At 62.9% G+C, this 23087-nt stretch carries 22 protein-coding genes, 1 other RNA gene and 1 pseudogene; 12 read left to right on the top strand and 12 right to left on the bottom strand.

The annotated features are described in order from the left end of the window. Positions 1–125: 125 nt before the first annotated feature. Positions 126–2438 carry a glucose/quinate/shikimate family membrane-bound PQQ-dependent dehydrogenase gene (locus tag NKH28_RS06005; protein WP_352978192.1) on the top strand — a complete coding sequence of 771 codons (2313 nt, stop codon included), beginning with the start codon at positions 126–128 and terminating at the stop codon, positions 2436–2438. A gap of 10 nt (positions 2439–2448) precedes the next feature. On the opposite strand, the gene NKH28_RS06010 is transcribed toward NKH28_RS06005, so the two are convergent. Together NKH28_RS06010 and NKH28_RS06015 are read right to left on the bottom strand one after the other, a co-directional pair. Continuing rightward, a complete protein-coding gene (locus tag NKH28_RS06010) occupies positions 2449–2880 on the bottom strand; it encodes a hypothetical protein (protein ID WP_352614313.1) in 432 nt (143 codons plus the stop codon). A gap of 9 nt (positions 2881–2889) precedes the next feature. Then, positions 2890–3039, bottom strand: a complete 150-nt coding sequence (locus NKH28_RS06015) for a hypothetical protein (protein ID WP_023676719.1) — start codon at positions 3037–3039, stop codon at positions 2890–2892. A gap of 275 nt (positions 3040–3314) precedes the next feature. Here NKH28_RS06015 and NKH28_RS06020 point away from each other — a divergent pair, with 275 nt between their 5' ends. Then, positions 3315–4214 carry a dienelactone hydrolase family protein gene (locus NKH28_RS06020; protein ID WP_352978194.1) on the top strand — a complete coding sequence of 300 codons (900 nt, stop codon included), beginning with the start codon at positions 3315–3317 and terminating at the stop codon, positions 4212–4214. Here the strand turns inward: NKH28_RS06020 and NKH28_RS06025 are convergent, their stop codons facing one another. Next, positions 4215–5123, bottom strand: coding sequence for an EamA family transporter (locus NKH28_RS06025; protein WP_352978196.1), 909 nt, complete (start codon positions 5121–5123; stop codon positions 4215–4217). It lies immediately after the preceding gene. Between the two features lie 90 nt (positions 5124–5213). On the opposite strand from NKH28_RS06025, the gene NKH28_RS06030 reads away from it, so the two are divergent. Then, positions 5214–5693 carry an Lrp/AsnC family transcriptional regulator gene (locus tag NKH28_RS06030; RefSeq protein WP_352978412.1) on the top strand — a complete coding sequence of 160 codons (480 nt, stop codon included), beginning with the start codon at positions 5214–5216 and terminating at the stop codon, positions 5691–5693. Between the two features lie 72 nt (positions 5694–5765). Here NKH28_RS06030 and NKH28_RS06035 read toward each other — a convergent pair whose 3' ends face one another. After that, positions 5766–5963, bottom strand: a complete 198-nt coding sequence (locus tag NKH28_RS06035) for a hypothetical protein (protein ID WP_023676715.1) — start codon at positions 5961–5963, stop codon at positions 5766–5768. A 147-nt stretch (positions 5964–6110) separates the two neighbouring features. Next, positions 6111–6596, bottom strand: a complete 486-nt coding sequence (locus tag NKH28_RS06040) for a thioesterase family protein (RefSeq protein WP_352471602.1) — start codon at positions 6594–6596, stop codon at positions 6111–6113. A gap of 119 nt (positions 6597–6715) precedes the next feature. Here NKH28_RS06040 and NKH28_RS06045 point away from each other — a divergent pair, with 119 nt between their 5' ends. Together NKH28_RS06045 and NKH28_RS06050 are read left to right on the top strand one after the other, a co-directional pair. Beyond that, on the top strand, positions 6716–8131 hold the full coding sequence (locus NKH28_RS06045) for an FAD-binding oxidoreductase (protein WP_352978198.1): 1416 nt from the start codon (positions 6716–6718) through the stop codon (positions 8129–8131). Positions 8132–8225: 94 nt separating this feature from the next. Next, positions 8226–12347, top strand: a complete 4122-nt coding sequence (locus NKH28_RS06050) for an AsmA family protein (protein WP_352978200.1) — start codon at positions 8226–8228, stop codon at positions 12345–12347. Between the two features lie 11 nt (positions 12348–12358). Here the strand turns inward: NKH28_RS06050 and NKH28_RS06055 are convergent. Beyond that, positions 12359–12664, bottom strand: a pseudogene (locus tag NKH28_RS06055) (MarR family winged helix-turn-helix transcriptional regulator); the annotation flags it as partial. 86 nt (positions 12665–12750) lie between these two features. Here NKH28_RS06055 and NKH28_RS34440 point away from each other — a divergent pair. Continuing rightward, positions 12751–13074 (top strand): hypothetical protein, encoded by a 324-nt coding sequence (locus NKH28_RS34440; RefSeq protein WP_502895654.1) that lies wholly within the window; start codon positions 12751–12753, stop codon positions 13072–13074. Here NKH28_RS34440 and NKH28_RS06065 read toward each other — a convergent pair. The 4 genes from NKH28_RS06065 to NKH28_RS06080 all read right to left on the bottom strand — a co-directional run bounded on the left by NKH28_RS06065 (position 13038) and on the right by NKH28_RS06080 (position 14862). Then, the gene (locus NKH28_RS06065) at positions 13038–13259 is read right to left on the bottom strand and encodes a ribbon-helix-helix domain-containing protein (protein ID WP_352450079.1); all 222 of its coding nucleotides are present in this window, start codon (positions 13257–13259) and stop codon (positions 13038–13040) included. The genes NKH28_RS34440 and NKH28_RS06065 overlap by 37 nt on opposite strands. Before the next feature lie 20 nt (positions 13260–13279). After that, positions 13280–13483 (bottom strand): DUF4169 family protein, encoded by a 204-nt coding sequence (locus NKH28_RS06070; protein ID WP_023676708.1) that lies wholly within the window; start codon positions 13481–13483, stop codon positions 13280–13282. 18 nt (positions 13484–13501) lie between these two features. Beyond that, entirely contained in the window at positions 13502–14038 is a 537-nt protein-coding gene (locus tag NKH28_RS06075; RefSeq protein WP_023676707.1) for an SspB family protein, read from the bottom strand. Positions 14039–14172: 134 nt separating this feature from the next. After that, complete coding sequence (locus NKH28_RS06080; protein WP_352614320.1) at positions 14173–14862, bottom strand: TetR/AcrR family transcriptional regulator; 690 nt, start codon at positions 14860–14862, stop codon at positions 14173–14175. 168 nt (positions 14863–15030) lie between these two features. On the opposite strand from NKH28_RS06080, the gene NKH28_RS06085 reads away from it, so the two are divergent. Further along, on the top strand, positions 15031–16236 hold the full coding sequence (locus NKH28_RS06085; protein ID WP_023676705.1) for a multidrug effflux MFS transporter: 1206 nt from the start codon (positions 15031–15033) through the stop codon (positions 16234–16236). 101 nt (positions 16237–16337) lie between these two features. Further along, positions 16338–17273: a LysR family transcriptional regulator gene (locus NKH28_RS06090; protein WP_352471607.1), complete on the top strand. Its 936-nt coding sequence runs from the start codon at positions 16338–16340 to the stop codon at positions 17271–17273. On the opposite strand, the gene NKH28_RS06095 is transcribed toward NKH28_RS06090, so the two are convergent. Continuing rightward, on the bottom strand, positions 17227–17967 hold the full coding sequence (locus NKH28_RS06095; protein WP_352501027.1) for an SDR family oxidoreductase: 741 nt from the start codon (positions 17965–17967) through the stop codon (positions 17227–17229). The genes NKH28_RS06090 and NKH28_RS06095 overlap by 47 nt on opposite strands. 405 nt (positions 17968–18372) lie before the next feature. On the opposite strand from NKH28_RS06095, the gene NKH28_RS06100 reads away from it, so the two are divergent. Next, positions 18373–20169 (top strand): acetolactate synthase 3 large subunit, encoded by a 1797-nt coding sequence (locus NKH28_RS06100; RefSeq protein ID WP_352978202.1) that lies wholly within the window; start codon positions 18373–18375, stop codon positions 20167–20169. Between the two features lie 98 nt (positions 20170–20267). Here the strand turns inward: NKH28_RS06100 and ssrA are convergent. Then, positions 20268–20623, bottom strand: a transfer-messenger RNA (tmRNA) gene (gene ssrA, locus NKH28_RS06105). Positions 20624–20784: 161 nt separating this feature from the next. Between ssrA and NKH28_RS06110 the strand changes: the two genes are divergently transcribed. The 3 genes from NKH28_RS06110 (at position 20785) to modA (ending at position 23082) form a co-directional block, all read left to right on the top strand. Further along, positions 20785–21096 carry a DUF2853 family protein gene (locus NKH28_RS06110; protein WP_023676702.1) on the top strand — a complete coding sequence of 104 codons (312 nt, stop codon included), beginning with the start codon at positions 20785–20787 and terminating at the stop codon, positions 21094–21096. 113 nt (positions 21097–21209) lie between these two features. Further along, a complete protein-coding gene (locus NKH28_RS06115; protein WP_023676701.1) occupies positions 21210–22004 on the top strand; it encodes a thymidylate synthase in 795 nt (264 codons plus the stop codon). A gap of 286 nt (positions 22005–22290) precedes the next feature. Then, positions 22291–23082, top strand: a complete 792-nt coding sequence (modA, locus tag NKH28_RS06120) for a molybdate ABC transporter substrate-binding protein (RefSeq protein WP_352471611.1) — start codon at positions 22291–22293, stop codon at positions 23080–23082. Positions 23083–23087: the final 5 nt, after the last annotated feature.

Genomic DNA, 23087 nt, shown 5'->3' on the forward strand with positions numbered 1-23087 from the left:
CGCCGTAAAACGCCGAGCTTGCTTGACAGGGGAGGCGGGCCGGAGAAAGTTGCGTGGGGGCAGGAACGCAATGCGGGGTTGCCCATGGACGCGTCGCGGAGCGCACCAGTCGAAGGAGCACCGTCTTGGCTGTGGTCATCACCTCCCTGATCCTTTTCCTCATCGGCCTGGCGGTTGGCGGCGGCGGCATCTGGCTCGTGACGCTGGGGGGCAGCTGGTATTACGTCATCGTCGGTCTAGCTTTCCTTGTCGCGGCCTGGCTGCTCTACAGGCGCAGATCCACTGCGCTGTGGCTCTACGCGGCGATCGTGCTCGGCACGCTCGCCTGGGCGGTCTGGGAGATCGGCTTCGACTGGTGGGAGCTCGGCCCGCGCGGCGGCATCATCGTGCTTGTCGCGCTATGGCTGTTGACGCCATGGGCGCGGCGCGGGCTTACCGGTCCCGACGGACGCGCGCCGCTGATCCTCGCCGTGCTGGCCTCGCTTGCGGTCGCCGGCTATTCGATGACGACCGATCCAAAGGATATTGCGGGTGAACTCAACACCGACAAGGTGACGCCGACCGCCGATCTCGGCGGCAACGTGCCGGCTGGCGAATGGCACTATTACGGTCGCACGCAATATGGCCAGCGCTATTCGCCGCTCGACCAGATCACCGCCGAAAACGTTGCCAATCTGCAGCCGGCCTGGACCTATCGCACCGGCGACGTGAAAGGGCCCGACGACATCGGCGAGACGACCTATCAGGTGACGCCGCTAAAAATCGCCGACACGCTCTACATCTGCACGCCGCATAATTTCGCCATCGCCATCGATGCCGCGAGCGGCAAGGAGAAATGGCGCTTCGATCCGCAGGTCAAGCTCAACAAGGACCGCCAGCACCAGACCTGCCGCGGCGTGTCCTATTATGCCGATGCCAAGGTCGCCGCCGGCCAGCCCTGCGCCACACGCATCTACCTGCCGACATCCGACGCCCGGCTGATCGCGCTCGATGCGGCGAATGGCCAGGTCTGCCCGACTTTCGCTGAAGGCGGCACGCTGAACCTGCTCGCCAACATGCCATATCCGAAGCCGGGCTATTATTATTCGACCTCGGCGCCGCTGATCGTCGCCAACAAGATCATCGTCGGCGGCGCGGTCAACGACAATTATTCGACGCAGGAGCCGTCCGGGGTCATCCGTGCCTACGATGCCGACACCGGCGCGCTGTTGTGGAATTGGGATTCCGGCAATCCGGACCAGACGACGCCGCTGCCGCCGGACCAGACCTACACCAACAACTCACCCAACATGTGGTCGACGGCGAGCGTCGACGAGAAGCTCGGGCTGCTCTATGTGCCGCTCGGCAACAAGACGCCGGACCAACTCGGTGCCGGACGCAGCGCCAATGACGAGAAATTCTCCTCTTCGATCACCGCGCTCGATCTCAACAGCGGACAATTGCGCTGGGTGCGGCAGACCGTGCACCACGATCTCTGGGACATGGATGTGCCGGCGCAGCCGACGCTGGTCGACATCACCACGGAAAGTGGCGTGGTGCCGGCGCTGGTCGGCCCGACCAAGCAGGGCGACCTCTATGTGCTCGACCGGCGCAGCGGCGAGCCGATCGTTCCGGTCAAGGAAGTGCCGGCGCCGGGCGGCGCGATCGAAGGCGACCATACCTCGCCGACGCAGCCGCTCTCGGACCTCAGCTTCAGTCCGAAACCGCTGACCGGCGCCGACATGTGGGGCATTACCATGTTCGACCAGCTGGCCTGCCGGATCGAGCTCCGGAAGTTGCGCTATGAGGGCCGCTACACGCCGCCGTCGCTGCAGGGCTCGCTGATCTACCCCGGCAATTTCGGCACCTTCAACTGGGGCGGCGTGGCAGTCGATCCGGTCCGGCAGGTGATGTTCGGCATGCCGACATACCTGGCGTTCATCTCCAAGCTGGTGCCGCGCGCCGACGTGCCGCCGCCCGGTGACACCAAGGGCAGCGAACAGGGCCTGAACCGCAATGACGGTGCGCCTTACGCAGTAATATTGAAGCCGTTCCTGTCGCCGCTCGGCATTCCCTGCCAGGCGCCGCCCTGGGGCTATGTGGCGGGTGCCGACCTTCGGACCGGCAAGATCGTCTACAAGCATCGCAACGGCACCGTCTACGACATGACGCCGCTGCCGCTGCCATTCAAGGTCGGCGTGCCCGGCATTGGCGGGCCGATGATCACTGCCGGCGGCGTCGCCTTCCTCGGTGCGGCGGTCGACGACTATGTGCGCGCCTATGACCTGACGACCGGCAAACAGCTCTGGCAGGCGCGGCTGCCGGCCGGCGGGCAGTCGACACCGATGACCTACACGGTAGCCGACGGACGCCAGTTGGTCGTCATCGTTGCCGGCGGCCACGGCTCGGTCGGTACCAAGCCGGGCGACTATGTGATGGCCTATACGCTGCCGAAATAGAGAAGTTCCTTCAGAGCCCGAGATGCCCTTTCAGGTCGGGTACCGATGCAAGTACCTCACTGGTCAGCTGCGGGCCGGCGGCTGTCTCGGCCTGCTGGACCAGCATCGTGCCGGCCTGGCTGATCTGTGCGAGCGTGAGGCCTGATGCCTTGAGTATGGCGACGCCGTTGATCAGCGCGCCGGTCTTTTCGCCGAGAGCGCCGCCGAGCGCGCCCTCCAGCGAGGACAGGAGGCCACCACCGGAAGCCGCGCCGGGAGCCATGACATCATATTGCTTGGCCAGGGCGTCGGCTCCCGGGATTTTGGCAAAGAAGCTGGACAGAGTCGTGCCTTCCGCCTCGTGTTCGAGCACCGAGAAAATCGTGCCGGCGACCTTTTCCGTCAAAGCCTGGTTGAGACCGGATTTCTGGGAGACGGTGTTGATGATGTCCTGAACGTCCATGACCTTTCCTCAGGCTTTGGTGTTTGCGGGCGGGTGCCGGTTGGCGCGGATCTTGATCAACGATCGTTTGAAGGCGGTGAAGGCAGTGAACCGCAGCGCCAGCAAAGCCATAGCGGCGAGGGCGAACCCACTTGCCAGAAGCGGGGAGGGAAAGGTCATGGGCGTGTTCCTTCGTCGTCAATCAGGCATTCTTTTCCCGCCAAATGGCCATTGTCGTTCGCCAAATGGCCCGAGTGAGGCATAGCCCGGTAACTTCTTTTTACATTGTGGTGCGTGCATTTAGCATTGCCACAAAGGACCAAAATTTAACGACAGTGCGGCGCGCGGCATCACGGCCCTCGCGCAGGGACTTATGGCAGCCTCACTCAGCCGTGACTGGACCAGGCAAGCTTCGGCTCTATGTTGCCGCGGGGGGCGCCGACGAGGAGCGCGCCATGACAACACCTGCCGAACCCACTGCCGCCGAGCCTGTCATTACCCAGGCGATGATCGACGCCTATGACGAATACACGCATCTGACGCTCGACCGGCGGCGCTTCATGGAGCAATTGACCAGGCTTGCCGGATCGGGTGCGGCAGCTGCCGCGATCGCGCCGCTGCTGGCGGCGAACTCGGCCCAGGCGGCAATCGTGGCGGAAGACGATCCGCGTGTGAAAGGCGAGGACATCAGCTATCCCGGCAGCGCCGGCGAGATGAAGGGCTATCTGGTCAGGCCGGCGGAGCAGACCGGCAAGCTTGGCACCGTCATCGTGGTGCACGAGAACAGGGGTCTCAACCCGCATATTCGCGATGTGGCGCGGCGCGTGGCGCTGGAAGGGTTCGTGGCGCTTGCGCCGGACTTCATGACTCCGCTCGGCGGCACGCCGGACGATGAAAACAGGGCACGTGACCTGTTTTCCCAGCTCGATCCAGCACAGGTCGCCGCCAATGCCGTGGCAACCGTCGCCTACCTCAAAGGCTACAAGGACGGCAACGGCAAGGTCGGCGCTGTCGGCTTCTGCTGGGGCGGCGGCACGGTGAACATGCTGGCCGTCAACGCGCCGGACCTCGCCGCCGCCGTCGCCTATTACGGCATGCAGCCACAGGCCGAGGACGTGCCGAAGATCAAGGCCGCGCTCATGCTGCATTATGCCGGGCTCGACACCCGCACCAATGCCGGCATCGATGCCTTCAAGAAGGCACTCGACGCGGATCATGTCGAATACTCGGTCTATGTCTATGAAGGCGCCAACCATGCCTTCAACAACGACACGTCGGCGGCCCGCTACGACAAGAAGGCGGCTGACCTCGCCTGGGGCCGAACGATCGCTTTCCTCAAGGAGAAGCTGGCCTGATCAGGTGGGCGCCGGCGCCGGTTTGTGAAGGGCGACGCCGGCCACCACCAGGGCGATGCCGATGCAGTCGGTGAGGCTCGGCACCTGCCGCAGCACGATGATGCCGATCAACGTCGCGGTGACCGGCAGCAAAGACAGCATCAGCGCGAAGCTGGAGCGCGGCAGCCGCGACATGGCAAGCTGGTCGCAAATATAGGGAATGACCGACGAGCAGATGCCGACGCCGACCCCCGCAAGCAGCAGCGGCGGCGCCGAGAAAGCCGGCAGAGCATCGGCGAAACCGATCGGCAGAACGACGAGAAGGGCGACCGCCATGGCGGCACCCAGCCCGGCGATGCCGTCACCAGCGCCGGCGCGCGCGACGCGGTGGCCAAGAACGATGTAGCCAACGAACAGCGTGCCGTTGAGGAAGGCCCAGAACAGGCCGACGGGATCGCTCGACCATTTGACGTCGATCAGCAACAGGGTGCCGGCGACAGCGATTGCGAGGGCGGCGAGATTGCGCGGGCTTCTGAGACCAACAAGCGCGACGCCGATCGTGCCGACGAATTCGATCGCTGCCACCAGCGAGATCGGCAGCCGATCGAGCGCCAGGTAGAAAGAACAGTTCATCACGCCAAGGCAGGCGCCGAAGGCCACAAGCAGCAACTGCGTCGAGCGATCGGCGCGGGCGAAGACCGCCCACGGTCGGGTCAGCGGGGCAAAGACGAGCGCCGCGGTGGCAATGCGCAGCCACGCCATGCCGAGCACGCCGACATGCGGGAACAGCAGCACCGCGAAGGCCGGTCCGAGATAGTGGAACACGGCGCTGACGCCGAACCAGAGATGCGGCGGGACCGCGTTTGCCAAGATAAAGGCGGGGCCGGCGAGTGCCGGACTTGCTGCGGGGGCTTGCGTCCGATCTTGCATGGGATCAGTATCGCAGGCGATTTTTGCCATTGATATGGATAATGGCCGGGCATTTCGGCCATTTCCTTTCCGAAAGCAAGGAGCATTCCGCTGAAACGCCTTCGAAATGAAAATAGCGATCTGGATCCGGCGGACCTGAAAATCCTGCGCCTGCTGGAAAAGGACGCGCGCACCAGCACCGCCGAACTGGCGCGGTCGGTCGGCCTGTCGGCGCCGAGCATGGCCGAGCGCATCAAGCGGCTGCAGGAGAGCGGCGTGATCGAGGCCTACACGGTGCGCATCAATCCGGCCGCGCTCGGCATGAAATTGTCGGCGTGGCTGCGGATCAGGCCGGTGCCGGGCCAGCTCGCTGTCGTGGCCGAAATCATCCGCGACCTACCGGAAATCGCCCAATGCGACCGGGTCGCCGGTGAAGACTGTTTCATCGCGCTGGCGCATGTCGCCTCGGTGGCCGAGCTCGAGCGGGTGATCGACCGGATCATTCCGTTCGCGATGACCAATACGGCGATTATCCAATCATCGCCTGTCGTGGCGCGTTCGCCGCTGGGGGCGGTGAAGCGGCTGCCTTGACACTTGGGATCGTTCGTCAGCACATCATCAGAAATGCAAACCGGACGGCCGGTCTGTTTCTTCCCCCACCGTTCAGGCGTGGCCGCGTTTCATCCGCGCCTGCTTCAGGATGGCGCGCCAGCGGATCATGGCGAAGGGGATCGGCTCGTTGTTGTTGGCGATGTGGAAGATCTCGTTGTTGAGGTTCTTCAGCGAGCGCCAGAAATCATAGTCGGTGATGCGTGGATCAGCCGCCAGCCTGTCCGCCTCGACCTTGATGTCGGTTTTCATGCACGTTCCCCGAACCGCTGCTGCTCCGCCGCCCGTATCGCAATTCGATGCGGACGGTTTTCCAACGCCGCGCTGAGTCGTTCAACGTCTCAATTCGGCTTGTTCACGTTAAAACCTCGGTAAGGTTAACGGCGGTTGGGTTGCGGTTCAAGCCGGCTTACGACGAATACCGATCGAGCGGCCGGCGCGCTCCGGCATCGGCAGGGCGGCATGGGCGGCGCGCATCGCTTCCACCCTGGCCAGGACGTCGGCGGGGAAGGGCGCTACCTTCGGGCCAGCCATGTCGACGTGCAGCGACAATGTTTCTGAAGTGGCGGCGAGCCAACCGTCGACATGACGGATTTCCTGATAGGCCCTCAGCCGCTTCTCGTCATGGTCCAGCAGCTGGAACGAAACGGTGACCTTGTGGTCGAGATGCAACTCCTGGACGTAGCAGACATGGACTTCCGCCGTGTAGATGGTCAGCCGTCGTTCTTTCACGTAATCCGGCCCCATCCCCATCATCTCGAAGGCTTCGTCGGAGCAACGATCGAAAAGCACGTTGTAGTAGGCCATGTTGAGATGGCCGTTGTAGTCGATCCAGGCCTCCTCGATGTCCATGGCGCGGGAGACGAAAGGGGCGGGGATGGGCATCGGAAACTTCCTTCTCGTCATGCCGGGATGAGCGTGGACTGGACAGAGCGTGGTTGGTGAGACTACGCATCCGTAGATGCAGAACAAGGGTGGACGCTGGTCCATTCGCGGAGGAATCGATGGCTCTAAGCGACCTCAATCCGGTCGAGCGCAACGAAGAAGGCATTGCCGCCGTACTCGGCATCCTCAAGCAGCGGCTCGGCGAGCGATTCCAGACCGGCCAGGCGATCCGGGCCCAGCACGCGCACACCACGACCTATATTCCGACGCAGGCGCCGGACGGCGTCGCCTTTGCCGAGACGACGGAGGAGGTGCAGGAGATCGTGCGCGCATGCGCGGCGCATCGCGTGCCGGTGATCGCCTTTGGCGTCGGTTCCTCGCTGGAAGGCCACACCAATGCGCCGGGCGGCGGCATCTCGCTCGATACGTCACGCATGAACCGCATCATTGCGGTCAATCCGCAGGACCTCGACTGCACCGTCGAGCCCGGCGTGACGCGCGAGGATCTCAACCGGCACCTGCGCGACACCGGCCTGTTCTTTCCGATCGACCCGGGTGCCAATGCCTCGCTCGGCGGCATGGCGGCGACGCGTGCGTCGGGCACCAACGCGGTGCGCTACGGCACGATGCGCGAGAACGTCCTGTCGCTGACGGCGGTGATGGCCGACGGGGAAGCAGTGACGACCGGCAAGCGCGCCAAGAAAAGCTCGGCCGGCTATGATCTGACGCGGCTGCTGATCGGTTCGGAAGGCACGCTTGGCATCATCACCCAGCTGACCTTGAAGCTGCAGGGCATTCCACAGGCGATTTCAGGCGGCGTCTGCCCGTTTCCCAGCCTCGAGGCGGCGTGCAACGCGGTGATCGCGACCATCCAGATGGGCATTCCGGTGGCGCGCATAGAATTGGTCAACGCGCTGCAGATGCGGGCGATGAAGACCTATTCGAAGCTCGACTATCCGGAGAGCCCGTGCCTGTTCGTCGAGTTCCACGGCAGCGATGCCAGCGTCGCCGAACAGGCCGAGACCTTCGGCATGATCGCCGAGGAAAATAGCGGCGGTCCGTTCCTGTGGACCAGCGTCGCCGAAGAGCGGACAAAATTGTGGAAAGCCCGGCACGATGCCTACTGGTCGTCGCTGACGCTACGGCCGGGCGCCAAGGGCCTGTCGACCGATGTCTGTGTGCCGATCTCCCGCTTTGCCGAATGCGTCACCGAGACCGAGGCGGATATCGCCGAGATGGGCCTGATCGCGCCGATCGTCGGCCATGCCGGCGACGGCAATTTCCATGTGCTGGTGCTGATGGACGTGGACGACCCGAAAGAGATCGCGCTGGCCGAAAAATTCGTGGCGCGGCTCAATTTGCGCGCCATCGCCATGGACGGCACCTGCACTGGCGAGCATGGCATAGGGCAAGGCAAGATCGGCTTCCTGCGGCATGAGCTCGGCCATGGCGTCGACATCATGCGCACGATCAAGCAGGCGCTCGATCCGCTGAACATCATGAACCCGGGGAAGATACTGCCGGGAAAGGACTGACATCAGGCCGCTGCCGCGCCCCGATTTGCCTCTTTATCGACACGCTGATGCGGGTAGAGTGCCACTGACTTTACTATCAACTGTCTAGGAGTTCATGCTCGCACGCCTGTTCGTGATCTTCGGTGGGCTTCTTGTGCTGGTGCTGTGTGCGGCGCTGGTGGTGCCTTATTTTGTCGACTGGACAGGTTACCGTGCCGATTTCGAGCGCGAGGCCAGTGCCGTCCTGGGCCGCAAGGTGACCGTGCGAGGCGATGCGACGGCAAGGCTGTTGCCGTTCCCCTCGGTGACCTTTTCCAACGTCGCCGTTGCCGGTGGCCCTAACGGCCAGCCGGCGATGACCGTCGAAACCTTTTCGATGGATGCAGAACTCGCGCCATTCCTGCGCGGCGAGGTGCTGATCTTCGACATGCGCCTGGTGAGGCCGAAGGCGACGATTGACATCGCCGCCGACGGCACGGTCGACTGGACGATACGGCCGTCCTCGCCCTTCGATCCCGGCCAAATCTCCATTGAGAAGCTGACAGTGACGGAAGGACAGATCGCGCTCAGCCACGCCGCCGGCGGGCGCAGCCATCTTATTTCCGAGATCAACTCGACGATCTCGGCCAAGTCGCTGGCCGGCCCCTGGCGGCTGGACGGCTCGCTGTTGCTGGACGGGTTGCGGACCACGATCGCCGCTTCCACCGGCAAGGCCGAACCGGACGGGCAAATGCGGCTCAGGCTCAAGGCCGATCCGGACGCCTATCCGCTGGTCATCGAGACCGACGGCAATGTGGGCCTCGTCGAGGGCGCCGCCGTCTATTCGGGCCAGTTCAAGATATCGGGCGCAGACCAGATTGCGGCGCGGCAGCTGGGCACCGGCCGCGAGGCGCTGAAAGTCAGCGCCGGCAAACCGGACCCGGGCTTCAGGCTGAACGGCAAGTTTTCGCTCGACCACCAGAAGCTCGGCGTCGACGAATTCCGCTTCGAGACCGGGCCACGCGACAATCCCTACACCGCCGACGGCAAGGCTGCGGTCGACCTTGGGCTGAAGCCGCATTTCTCGATCGAGGCCAATGGCGCGCAGGTGCAGTTCGACGAGGCCGTGGGGGCGGCGGCCGGTGCCGGATTGACGCTGTCCGAGCGGGTGGCGGCGCTGGAGCAGGCGCTGCTCGATCTGCCGAAGCCGACCATACCGGGCACGGTCGAGGTGAAACTGCCGGCGGTGGTGGCAGGCGATACCACCGTTCGCGACGTGCACCTGTCCGCCGAGCCAGCCCAGGGCGGCTGGTCGGTAAAATCGCTGGCCGCCACGCTGCCCGGCCGCGCCAAGCTGGAAGCCAACGGCATGGTCAGCGTCGAGGACCATTTCGGTTTCACCGGATCGCTGCTTCTGGCGGTGGCGCAGCCCTCCGGCTTCGCCGCATGGCTGTCGAAGGACGTCGACGAGGCGATCCGCCGCTTGCCGGCCGCCGGCTTCAAGGCCAAGGTGGATTTGAGCGAGAAGCACCAGGCCTTCAGCGATCTCGAACTCATCCTCGGCAAGGCGAAGTTCTCCGGCCGCATCGATTCCAGCCAGCCCGACGACACAAGGCCATCGGTGCTGATGCAACTGGAAGGTGGCGAACTCGATGTCGACGGGCTCGCCGCCTTCGCCTCGATCTTCGTCAGCGACAAGGGCGCCAACCGCTTTTCCGACCGCGACCTCGATTTCCAGATCAAGGCCGGGCCGGTCAGCGCCGGCGGGTTGACCGCCGATAGCGTCGACACCGCGCTTAGATTGCGCGAGGGGCTGCTTGAGATCGACCGACTGTCGGTCGGCGGACTTGCCGGCGCCTCGATCAGCGCCACCGGCCGGATCAAGGATTTCCCGGCGAGCCCGACCGGCAAGCTCGACGCCTCGGTGGTCGCCGTCGACCTCAAGCCGCTGATCGACGTCGCCGTCCAGCATTATCCCGGCAATGCAGTGCTGAAGGGCCTGGCGGAGCGTGCTGCTGCCTATCCCGAGCTGTTCCAGGATGCGCGTATCGATGCGGTCACGAGTGCCGCAGACAATGGCGATGGTACGACCGGACTGGCAATGAGCGCACAGGGCAAGGCCGGTGGCTCGGCCTTTTCGGCGTCGTTATCCGGCAAAGGGGCGCTCGACCGGCCTCTCGAAGCGCCGGTGACGCTGACCTTCAACGCAAGGAATGCCGACGCCACGGCGCTGCTGGCGCTTTACGGTTTGCCGGCGCTGCCACTCGGCATGCTCGGCGAGGCGACCACCGAGGTCTCGGCCAAAGGCACGCTTGGCGGTGGCCTGGCGACACGATTCAGCCTGGCCGGCAACGACTTCAAAGCTGGTTTCGACGGGACAATTGCCGACACGGCTCAAGGCGCGGCCGCCAAGGGCAAGGTCAGCCTTGAAACGGCCGACATCGAGCCATGGCTGATGACGACCGGCGTTGGCCTGCCCGGCATGGGCACCGGCATGTCGACGTCGCTTGCAGCCGATGCCGATTACGGCAATGGTCTCCTGGTGCTGAGCGGCCTCAGCGGCGCCGTCAACGAAGCGGCGGTCTCCGGTGACGTAAATATCGACATCAAAGAGGGGCTGCCGCATCTTGCCGGCGCGCTGTCGCTGGACGAGCTGGACCTCGATCCGATGGCGGTGATGCTGTTCGGTGACCAGGCCTTCCTTGTCAATGACAGGACCTGGCCGACAGCACCGTTCAGCCAGAAATCCAGTCTGCCATTTACCGCCGATCTCGATCTGACGGCGGCGTCGCTTGCCGCCGGCCCGCTTGCCACCGCCTATGACGCTGCGCTGTCGCTGCAGCTCGACCAGGAGGGCATCCGCGTTTCCGACCTCAAGGCAAAGTTCCTCGGCGGCGCGTTGAGTGGCCTGTTCGAGCTCAAGAACAATGACGGCACCGGGCTTTTCTCCAGTCAGATGAAACTCGCCGGCGCCGATCTGGTAGCCGTGCTGCCGGAGGCCGGCATCAGCGGAAGCGGCGAGTTCTCGACGGCGCTTTCGACCAGCGGCAAATCGGTCGACGCGATGGTTGCGGCGCTGTCCGGTTCCGGCACGGCGACGCTGAAGGGCATGACTATTGCCGGCTTCAATCCCGATGCCTTTGGCGCATTCATTGCCAAGGCCGACGCGATAGGGCGCGATATCGACGCGTCGAAGACCGCCGGCTTTGTGCCGCAGATCGCCGCGGCGGGCAGTTTTCCGGCGCAGGACACCGATATTGCCTTCACCATCGCCGGCGGCACGCTGAGGGCGCCGCCGGTCAAATTCGAAAGCCCGGGCGCGACGCTGTCCGCCGACATCACCGCCGATCTGAACACCAGCACCGTCGATGCCAAGGGCGAGATCGCCTACCGGCCCGGCGATGAGGCGCTGGTCGGCTCCGAACCGATTTTGAATTTCAGCGTCGACGGGCCGTTTGGCGCCACCAAACGGCAGTTCGACAGCGAGCCGCTGGCACAGTTCCTGACCCAGCGTGCGCTGGAAAAGGAGCAGCAGCGGGTCGAAGCCATGCAAGCCGCACTGCTCGAGAAACAAAGGCTGCGGCGTGAGGTGCGCTACTACGCTGCGCTGCAAACCGAGCGTGAAAGAGCGGCGGAGGAACTGCGCAGGCAACAGGAAGCAGCGCGGCTGAAGGCCGAGGCCGACGCCAAGGCAAAGGCCGAAGCCGAGGCTCAGGCCCAGGCCGAAGCCGAGGCGAGGGCGCAGGCTGAAGCCAAGGCGAAGGCTGAAGCGGACGCCAAGGCACAGGCGGATGCGGAGGCGAGGGCGCAGGCTGAGGCCAAAGCGAAAGCTGAAGCGGACGCCAAGGCAAAGGCCGAAGCTGAGGCGCAGGCCCAAGCCGAAGCGGAGGCCAGGGCGCAGGCTGAAGCCAAGGCAAAGGCGGATGCAGCGGCGAAAGCCGAAGCCGAGGCCAGGGCGAAAGCCGAGGCGGCTGCAAAGGCCGCAGCGGATGCCGAAGCCAAAGCCAAGGCGGCGCAACAGGCTGCCGAGGAAGCAGCGCAGGCCGAAGAACAGCAACGCCAGAGGGCGGAAGAGGCGTTGCGGATCGCCTCGGAAGAGAAGGCAAGGCTCGACGCCGAACGCAAGGCCGCGGCGGAGCGCGCGGAACGGGAGCCACCGGCCGCAAACAACCTGCCACCGCCAGTGCAGCCCCCGCCAAAGCTCAAGCTCGATCCCTCGTCGATCGACGATCTGCTGAAATCGCTGAATGGCGGGTGACGGCGCATCCCTTATGTGTCGCCTCCAGCAAGCAAGCGCTTCAGCATCGGCTCGATCCGCCCGAGTTCGTCGAGATGAGCGGCTGACAGATCGGCGAGACTGTCGTCGGCGCGCTCGGTCAGCCGCAGCAGCACGCGGCGGTGGTCCTCCTCGTCGTGGTCCCTCGCGACGAGCTCGGCTTCGCAAAGACGGTTGACCAATTCCACTGCGCTGTGATGGCGGATGCGCAGGCGCTCCGCGAGGTCGCCAATGGTCACTGGCCCTCCGCCGGGGAACCCTTTGATTGCAAGCAGGGCCTGATGCTGGCGTGGTGTCACCAACATCGCTCGTGCCCGCCATCTTCGGTGGCACGGCCGGCGACCCATCCGCAAGTCGGCACGCCGCCAGAAAGCAAGGTCTGCAAATGAAGTCCGATCACGCCAACCCCAGCCATCTGCGCGATTTTACCACCGATGCCCGGGTGCTGCTCATTGCCGGCATAGCGGTGGTGGTTGCGACGGCGGGGTTGTTTGCCGGCATTGCCCTCTTGAAGCTGATCCGGCTTGCCACGAACATCGCCTATTTTGGCCAGTTCACGCTCGCCGACCTGAAACTGCAGGATACGCCGCTTGGCAGGCCGAAGAACGCGACCGTTCGGCTTTGCTGGGCTTCCGTATCCGGCGCAGGAAACAGGATAGCGTTGCCTGAAGGCTACAACTTGCCGCGCTTGGCCCAATCCAGCACATAGAGCCGGAGCGCCGAGGAGAGATTGGCATCCCGCGGGCGGCTCTCGTCGATTTCGGCGACAAGGGCGGCGAGCGTCAGTTTTCGCACGGCCGCGATGGCGACCAGGTCGTCGTAAAAAGGCTTTTCGAGCGAATAGCTGGTGCGGTGGCCGCGAATGGTGACCGAGCGCTTTTCCACCGGGCTCACGAGACGATCCTACTCACACTTCAAGCATCGGATTTGTCCGAATCGCCCGAATTTTCGCGGCGATGGCCGGCGACGAATTTATCGGCCTTGTCGGCGATCAGGCGGTCGCGATCCCGGCTGGGTTTGGAACGGCCATGCAGCGCCCGGTTCTGTTCGGCCAGGCGCTCCTTCTCGGCTCGCGCCTTCTGCTTGCGTGCCTGACGGAGATTGACGATCTCGGCCATGTCACGCCGCCCGTCGGGTCACTTCTTGCGGAAGGCGTCAAGCGACACCACGTCGGCGCCCTTGGCGCCGGCGTCGGCCGCGGCAGGCTTCTTTTCCGCCTCGGCGGTTTTCTTCTTCGTCTCGGGCTTTTTCTCGGCGACGATGGCCAGCGGTTCGGGAGCAGGCTTGGCCTTTGTCTCCTGTTCCGCCGGGGTATCGGTCTTGACGTCGAATTCGAGCTCGAAGTTGACGGACGGGTCGTAAAAGCCGCGTACTGCCGAGAACGGGATTTCCAGTTTCTCCGGCACGTCGGAAAACGACAGCCCGACCTCAAAGCCGGTGTCGCTCACCTTCAGGTCCCAATACTGGAACTGGATGACGATGGTCATCTGTTCGGGATAGCGCTCGCGCAGCCGCGACGACACGCGCACGCCCGGCGCGCCGGTGAGAAAGGTGATGAAGAAATGATGGTTGCCCGGGAGACCGGTGCGCGCGACTTCGGCCAGGACCTTGCGCATGACGCCGCGCAACGCCTCCTGGGCCAGAATGTCGTAGCGGATGTGGTCGTCGGCCATGTGGCTGTCGGGTTCCGTTGAATCGTCCTGATAGCTGTAATCAAGCTTGAGCGCGGCGTAAACCGGATATAGATCGCCGGCGTGCGGAAGCGAAGCCCATTGGCGACGATTTGATCGTCAAACAGCTTTGATCGTCAAGCGCTGGCGAGCGCGCCCTGATTGCTCGCCCGGGCCACAGGCTGCCGCTTGCCGAAGGCGCGCAGGAAGGTGCGCACGCCATTTGTCGCCGATTGCACCACCTCGTCCTCGGTCGGTGTGCCGCCGAGCATGAACGTCGTCTGCAACTCGGCATTGGCAAGCGCCATGAACTGGCGCGCTGCGACATCGGGATCGTCGATGTCAAGGAAGCCCGCATGAGCGAGGCGGGCGAAGCGGGCGGCGATCGCCGGCCATGTCCTGCCCGGTCCTTCTTCGCGCCATTCGGCGAACAACTCGGGATAGCGCCCGCCCTCGGTCTGAATCAGCTTGCGCAGGAATTTGCCGTCGCGGTTGCAGATGCAGTTGTGGTTCATCCGCACAGCAAAGGCGATGAGGTCGGCCTCGAGATCCTTCGGCTGATCGGGAAAAGTGGAAATCGTGGCAAAGATGCCGGCATTGCAACGTTCGGTGAGGTCGCGGACGATGGCAACGAAGAGTTTTTCCTTGTCGCCGTGATGATTGTAGATGGTCTGGCGGGAGACGCCGGCCTCGGCGGCAATCATGTCGATATTGGCACCGGCAAAGCTTTCGCGGCAGAAGACCGAGGCGGCGGCATCGACAATCGATATGCGCTTGGCCTCGTGGCCTCGCGGCGGGAAAATGTCAGGAGAGACGTTGGCCTTCATGCAAAACTATATAGAGGTGGTTGACGAATTAGACAAGCCTGTCTAAATTTGTGGACTTGCACGAAGGGGGTTTCGTTCCGCAGAAGAGTCGGAACTCCACGGGATGGAACGTCCTAGGGTTACACGTCGGTCCTCGGCGGCAACCAGAATTCGAAAGAGCCTGCTATCATGAACGCCAAATTCCTCCGCATTGCGGTCGTGCTCGGCCTATTGTCCGCGATCGGCCCGTTTGCCATCGACATGTATCTTCCGGCCCTGCCTTCAATCGGCGAAGATCTGCATGCCGGCACTGCCGCGGTGCAGATGAGCCTGCTGATCTTCTTTCTTTCCATGGGCTTCGGCCAGATCGTCGTCGGACCGATCTCCGACATGGTCGGCCGCAAGCTGCCACTCTACGGCGGCCTGGCGCTGTTCATGGTCGGCGGCGTCGGCTCGGCGCTGGCTCCCTCGATCGAATGGCTGATCGCCTTCCGCTTCCTGCAAGGGCTCGGCGCCAGCGCCGGCATGGCAGTGCCGCGCGCGATCGTGCGCGATCTGCATACCGGCACCGAGGCCGCCAAGCTGATGTCGCTGCTGATGCTTGTGTTTTCGGTCTCGCCGATCCTGGCACCGCTGACCGGTAGCCAGATCATCGAGAATTTCGGCTGGCGCGCCGTGTTCTGGACGGTGACGGGCGCGGCCGTGCTCGCCACCATCCTGCTGGCGACCTCGCTCAAGGAGACACGGCCGGTCGAGGAGCGCGCCGGGTCGTCCTTCGGGACGGCACTTTCCGGCTACCGCTTCCTGATGGGCGACCGCAACTTCCTTGGCCTGACGGCCATCGCCGGCTTCGGCATTGCGAGCTTCTTCGTCTATCTGTCGAGCTCGTCCTTCATCCTGATCGACCATTATGGCCTGTCGCCTTCGGTCTACAGCGTGTTCTTCTCGATCAATGCGGTTGCCTTTATCGGCATGTCGCAGCTGACCGGGTTGCTGTCGGAGCGGTTCGGGCTGCAGCGCGTGGTGCGCGTCGCGGTGACCGGCTATGCGACGACGATGGTGGTGCTGTTCGCGGTGATGGCATCGGGTGTCGACCGGCTCGACGTGATGGCGGCGCTGCTGTTCATCGGCTACGGCTTTCTCGGCCTGGTCATCCCGACGACGTCGGTGCTGGCCATGGAAGAGCATGGCGAGATCGCCGGTACCGCGTCGGCGCTGATGGGCACGCTGCACTTCGCCATCGGCGCGGTCGCCATGGGCGTCGCCGGCGTGTTTTTCGACGGCACGCCGCTGCCGATGGTGGCGGGCATCACGCTCTGCGCGGCGATCTCCTTCACACTGGCCAAAATAACGCTCGGCCGCAGCCGGGACGTCGCGGAAGCGCCGGCGGAGTAAACTTCGCTTATCGAGACAAAAAGGCCGGCCGATGTTCCCGGCCTTTTCACGTTTGCGGTCCCGGTTCAAAGCAGTCTATGCCTATATGACGGGTTCAGGACATGCAGCTTCGACATCTCAAAACCTTCGTAGCGGTCGCCACCACTTTGAACATCACACGCGCCTCCGAGCGGGTTCATCTTGCCCAATCGAGCGTGACCGAACAGATCCAGGCGCTGGAAAGCGATCTAGGCACGTCGCTGTTCGACAGATCACGGCGTGGCTTGAAGCTGACGGCGGCGGGACAACGCCTGCTGGACTATGCAAACGATCTCCTCGACCTCGCGGACGAAGCCCGTTCCGCAGTCGCCGACGCGAGCGGCACGGTTGCCGGTCGCCTGACTGTCGGCGGCCTGGAGACGCTTTGCTCGACACGCTTGCCAGCTGTGCTGGCGGAATTCCATCGGCGCCATCCCGATGTGGAACTGAACCTCAGGGCGGACGATAGCAGTGGGTTGCGTGCCGGCGTGACAAGCGGGGCGCTGGACGTATCTTTCCATTTCGGAGCCGTCCCGGCGGCGGCGCCGGAGCTGCGAAGCGAGCAAGTGGCATTAGAAGAGCTCGTCACCATAATGCCGGCAAATCACCGGTTGGCCGGATATTCTGCCATAACGCCCGACGATCTGGCCGACGAGGCCTTCCTCGTCACCCAGCCCGGTTGCGTCTATAGGCGGATGTTCGACGAAACGTTTGCCGCAACATTGCCTGACCGTCCAAAACTCGTCGGCGAGTTCGCCAGCATGGGCGCGATACGGAGCCTTGTTGAAGGCGGTCTTGGATGCGCGCTGGTCCCGCGTCTGGTGGCTTCCGCGGCTGACGCCAATATCGTCGTGCTGCCCTGGGTCGGAAGCAGCCCGGTGACGCCGGTCACCATGGTATGGCGCCACCGGCGCATTCAAGCGCCGGTGCTGCGGCTGTTCCTTGCAATGGTCCGCGAAATTTTGGCCATCGCTAGACCAGTCGCTGGCCACCATCGACATGAAGCACGGTTCCGGTGATGAAGCCGTTGTGCATGAGGGACGTGATGGCTTGGGCAATGTCGGCTGCCTGGCCGATCCGGCCGACGAGCAGACGCTTTGCCATGGCGTCCAGCGCGGCTGTCTTTCCGCTGCCGACGACGGCATCCCAAATCGGCGTGTCGACCCAGCCGGGCGAAACGACGTTGACGCGGATCGGCGCCAGTTCGACGGCAAGCGCGTAGGCGAGTGAGCCAAGTGCCCCATTAACGGCTGCCACCACCGAGCCTTTCGCCGCCGGACGATAGGCGGCGATGCCCGAGGTCAGCGTGATCGATCCCCCGGGCGTCAGACGAGGCGCGCCATGTTTGGCAAGAAGAAGCGGTCCGACGACTTTGGAATCCATCACTTTGCGCGCCACCGAGATATCCATCTCGGGAAGCAACACATAGACGCCGGTAACGTCGGCGGCGGTCGAGACGATGTGGTCGAGCGTGCCGACATCCTGGAACAGGCGCTGGACCTCGTCCTCGCTTGTGACGTCGGCTGCGATCGTCCTCAGCCTTTCCGGGTGAGGCAAGCGCTGCCGTGCGGCCGACAACCGGTCCTCGGAGCGGCCGACGATCGTAACCTCGGCGCCGGCGGCAAGCTGCTGTTCGGCCAGCGACAGCCCCATGCCGGAACTGCCGCCAACGATCAGGATGCGTTCGTGTTTTGGTGTGGTTTCCTGGTTCATCTTATCTCTCCATGAGGCAGCTCGCCGGGCATGACCACACGCGGCGAGAAACTGAGGCCTTGTCCCGCAAAGGCGTGGAAGAAGGGAAACGGGAAGAAACGAATACTGCCATCGGAGGTTCCGATGATGGGAGGCCCTTGGGCTTTCGCCTCAGCCTGAGACGCCTCAGCCTGAGACGTTGACGATGCGCGATTTTCTGTGTAGCAGCGATCATCATGAAGATCGCAATGGTTCTTGCAGTGGTAGGAAAGCGCACGGGCAGGATGGTGTAACCATCCGGCGACAGCCACCCGTGCGCGACAAACAGGCTCCCGACGGGGCCTTTTTTTATGCCCGAAATTCTTCTTACGCCCGATTTCGGCGACGCCCCGTCAACCCATCCTCATCACGCTACGGGACAGAACCATGACAAGCGATAATTCCATTCAGCATACGAGCAACCGCATGACAGGAGCGGAGATCGTTCTCCGCGCACTCAAAGACAATGGTGTGGAGCATATTTTCGGCTATCCCGGCGCGGCCATATTGCCGATCTACGACGAGATATTCCAGCAGGACGACATCAAGCATATCCTCGTGCGCCACGAACAGGGCGCCGGCCATGCCGCGGAGGGTTATGCCCGGTCCACGGACAAGGTCGGCGTGATGCTGGTCACATCAGGCCCAGGCACGACGAATGCCGTGACGCCCCTGCAGGACGCGTTGATGGATTCAGTACCGATCGTCTGTCTGTCCGGACAAGTGCCGACAACATTGATCGGCTCCGATGCCTTTCAGGAATGTGACACGATTGGCATCACGCGATCCTGCACCAAGCACAACTCTTTGGTCAAAGACGTCAATGACCTGGCGTCAGCAATCCATAGGGCGTTCCACATCGCCCGGTCGGGGCGACCGGGGCCTGTTCTCGTCGACATGCCAAAGGACGTTCTGTTTGCGTCCGGCGTGTACACGCCGCCATCAGACGTTGTCGCGCTGAAGAACTATCGACCGAAGCTGCAGGGCGATATCGGCAAGATCGGCCAGGCGATAGAATTGATGGCCAATGCCAGCCGTCCCGTTATTTATGCCGGCGGCGGCATCGTCAATTCCGGCCCGGAAGCATCGAGATTGCTGCGGGAGTTGGTTCAACTGACCGACTTTCCGATCACCTCGACGCTTATGGGCCTTGGGGCTTACCCCGCCTCCGGCAAGAACTGGCTCAAAATGGTCGGTCTGCATGGTTCCTATGAGGCGAACATGGCGATGCACGATTGCGACGTCATGATCTGTGTCGGCGCGCGCTTCGATGACCGCGTGACCTCGCGTGTGGACGCTTTTTCGCCGAACTCCAGCAAGATCCATATCGATATAGATCCGTCCTCGATCAACAAGAACGTCCACGTCGATATCGGCATACAAGGCGATGTCGGCAATGTTCTGGATGACATGGTTCGTCTATGGCGCGCATTGTCTCAGAAACCGGATGGAGGCCGCCTCCAGGACTGGTGGAGAAGGATCGCCGGCTGGCGAGCACGCAATTCATTCTCATATGAGATGAACAAGGATGTGATCATGCCGCAATACGCGGTGGAGCGTCTCTACGCGCTGACGAAGGATCGCGACACATACATCACCACTGAAGTGGGCCAGCATCAGATGTGGGCGGCCCAATTCTACGGCTTCGAAAGGCCGAACCGCTGGATGAGTTCCGGCGGCCTCGGGACGATGGGCTACGGCCTGCCGGCGGCGCTGGGCGTGCAGATCGCACATCCGGACAGCCTCGTCATCGATATCGCCGGCGACGCATCGGTTCAGATGACCATGAAAGAGATGTCGACGGCAGTCCAGTACGACGCGCCGATCAAGGTCTTCATCCTGAACAACGGATATATGGGCATGGTTCGCCAGTGGCAGCAAATTCTCCACGGCAACCGCCTCGGGCATTCCTATTCCGAGGCTTTGCCCGATTTTGTCAAATTGGCCGAGGCGTTCGGAGCGGTCGGCCTGCGCTGCGACAAACCAGCCGACCTTGATGATGCGATCCAGGAAATGATCGATGTGGACCGGCCGGTGCTCCTTGACTGTCGTGTTGCCAAGCTCGCCAATTGTTTTCCGATGATCAGGACGGGCAGGGCGCACAATGAGATGCTTCTGTCATATGGGGCTACCGACGAGACCTTTGGCAGCGCGATCGAAACGATCAGCCAGGGACTGGTATGAACGCCGCGGCGCCAGGGCGTATCAGGGCGTAAAAAGCCGAAGCCCGCAGCTGCACATATCGGGCGAGCCTGCGGCTGCGCATATCAAAAAGGGGGAGAAATGGAGGTTTCTGTTGCCAGGTACCTCCGAACCCCGCCTAGAAGTGCGAACCACTAGGGCTTGAATTGAAGCTATCGCACCGCTTACGCGGCGAGACGTGCTTCCGCATAGTTGTCGTTGGCAACTATAAGTTTAGCCCGATAACGGTGGTACAATGCCGGGCAAAAGTACGATCTTTACACCTTCGTCGATCCTATTTCGCCCCCAGCAAAAACCGCTCCTGAGCAGCGGTTTTTGGTGGAGGCGCCGGGTACCGCCCCCGGGTCCGAACGGCTTATTTCATCGCCTGTTTATCGCCATAGTCGGTCGAGCCGACGAAGCGAATATAGGGACTGGCGGTGGAAAATGAAAGGCCGGAATGCCACTTTCGTCCGTGCCAAAGTGGATCATGAAGGGTTGACTTGCAGCCGGTCTCAACCGAAGCTTTGTGGCGGTGAGGAGACCTAGCGCATACTTGCGGCAGCGCGCCACAATCCTCATCGACCGGATCCCGTGGCGCCGACGAGGGGAAATTCGATGGCCGATTATCTCGCAGACGTAAAGAAGTATGATGCGGCGGCGGATGCCGACGCGGTCGCCAAGATCGTCAAGCATCTGGGCATCGCGCTCAGGAACCGCGATTCCTCGCTGGTGTCCTGCACCGACCCGGAGGAACTGAAGCGCGTCAGGAACAGCTGGGTCGCCGGCAAGCTCGGCGTCACCGACGGTGCCAAGGCGGATGCGGCTATCGAAAAGACCTGCAAAGCTATGGCGGCCGACAACAGCAAGAGCCGGGTGACATTCTATTACCTCGTCGCCAAGGATCTGGGCATGCTCGGCTCGCTCTGAGCAACCTCGCCGCCGGTGCTGGTGAGACTTCTGCTGGAATCGTCTCGCTTTGCTGTGTTCGGCCGACGGTCATTCGGCTATGATGGCTGACAACCCGAATCGGACCGGAGCCGATGCGCCAGTATCTCGACCTTCTGAAGCATGTGCTGGAAAACGGCGCTGATCGCGGCGACCGCACGGGCACCGGAACGCGCTCGGTATTCGGCTACCAGATGCGCTTCGACCTGGCCCGCGGCTTTCCGGTCACCACCACCAAGAAGCTGCACCTGAAGTCGATCATCCACGAACTTTTGTGGTTCCTGGCCGGCGACACCAACATCAAATATCTCAACGATCACGGCGTCTCGATCTGGGATGAGTGGGCCGACGAGAACGGCGATCTCGGCCCGGTCTATGGCAAACAATGGCGGTCGTGGCCGGACGGCCATGGCGGCGCTATCGACCAGATTGCGAATCTTCTGAAGGAGATACGCAAAAATCCTAATTCGCGGCGGCTGATCGTTTCGGCGTGGAACCCGGCCGAGGTGGAGGCCATGGCCTTGCCGCCGTGCCACTGCCTGTTCCAGTTCTATGTTTCGGAAGGCAAGCTTTCCTGCCAGCTCTACCAGCGTTCGGGCGATATCTTTCTCGGTGTGCCGTTCAACATCGCTTCCTATGCGTTGCTGACGCTGATGGTGGCGCAGGTGACCGGATTGAAACCCGGCGATTTCATCCACACGCTCGGCGACGCGCATCTTTACTCGAACCATTTCGAGCAGGCGCGCGAACAATTGCGGCGCACGCCCAAGGCGTTGCCGACGCTGTGGATCAATCCCGAGGTGAAGGATCTCTTTGCCTTCCGCTTCGAGGATTTCCGGCTCGAGAACTATTTCGCCGACGCGACGATCAAGGCACCGATCGCGGTCTAGCACCATAGCTGACTGTGCATGTCGACATTGCCTACTGCGGCTACGCCCTCGGGCGTTGTCAGCATCCATCTTTATCGGCCGACGTCGACTTGACGCGCAATCCCTGGTCGCTGATTTTCATGTGAATATTTCCTTCGGCCTCGGTGCCGCTGTATCCAACGAAGATTATCGCAGGCCGGGAAAACCTCAGCTCAGAATGCCGTAGGCGGTAAAGAGCCTTTCCTTGTTATGTTCACATGGATATATCGATGGACGGCTTCGGGCGTTCCGAGACGAGGAGAGTTTCATGCTGGCGCGCAAAGGTTCGACGACGATTGCCATCGCGGGTCTCGCCGCCATCCTGATGGCCGCGGTGCCGGCGGCCCATGCCGATGACAAGGTGGTCGTGTTTGCCGCGGCGAGCCTGAAGGACGGGCTCGATGCCGTCAACAAGGCCTGCGAGGCCGATGTCGGCGAGGCGGCGACCATTTCCTACGCGGCGAGCTCGGCGCTGGCCAGGCAGATTGAAAGCGGCGCGCCAGCAGACCTGTTCATCTCGGCCGATCTCGACTGGATGAAATATCTTGCCGACAGGAAGCTGACCAAGCCCGAAACCCAAGTGAAACTGCTCGGTAACCAGATCGTGCTGGTTGCGCCACGGGATTCCAAGGTTGAAACCAGGATCGAAAAGGGTTTCGATCTTGCCAAGCTCGTCGGTGACGGCAAACTTGCCATGGGCGATGTCAAAGCTGTGCCGGCAGGCAAATACGGCAAGGCAGCCCTCGAATCGCTCGGTGCCTGGTCTTCGGTCGAAGGCAAGGTGGCGCAGGCCGAGAATGTCCGCGCCGCTCTAAAACTGGTATCGACCGGCGAGGCAGCACTCGGCATCGTCTACGCCACGGATGCGCATGCGGAGCCTGGCGTGAAGGTGGTCGGCACTTTCCCCGCGGGTACCCATCCGCCGATCATCTATCCAGTCGCGCAGCTTGCGGATTCGAAGAGCAGGGATACCCCGGCATTCCTGAAATGCCTGCAATCCGCCAAGGCTGGCGAACTCTTCAAGGCGCAAGGTTTTACAATCCTCGCGCCGAGCAACTGACGTAC

The sequence above is a fragment of the Mesorhizobium sp. M1227 genome, from assembly GCF_040318315.1.
GTDB lineage: Bacteria > Pseudomonadota > Alphaproteobacteria > Rhizobiales > Rhizobiaceae > Mesorhizobium.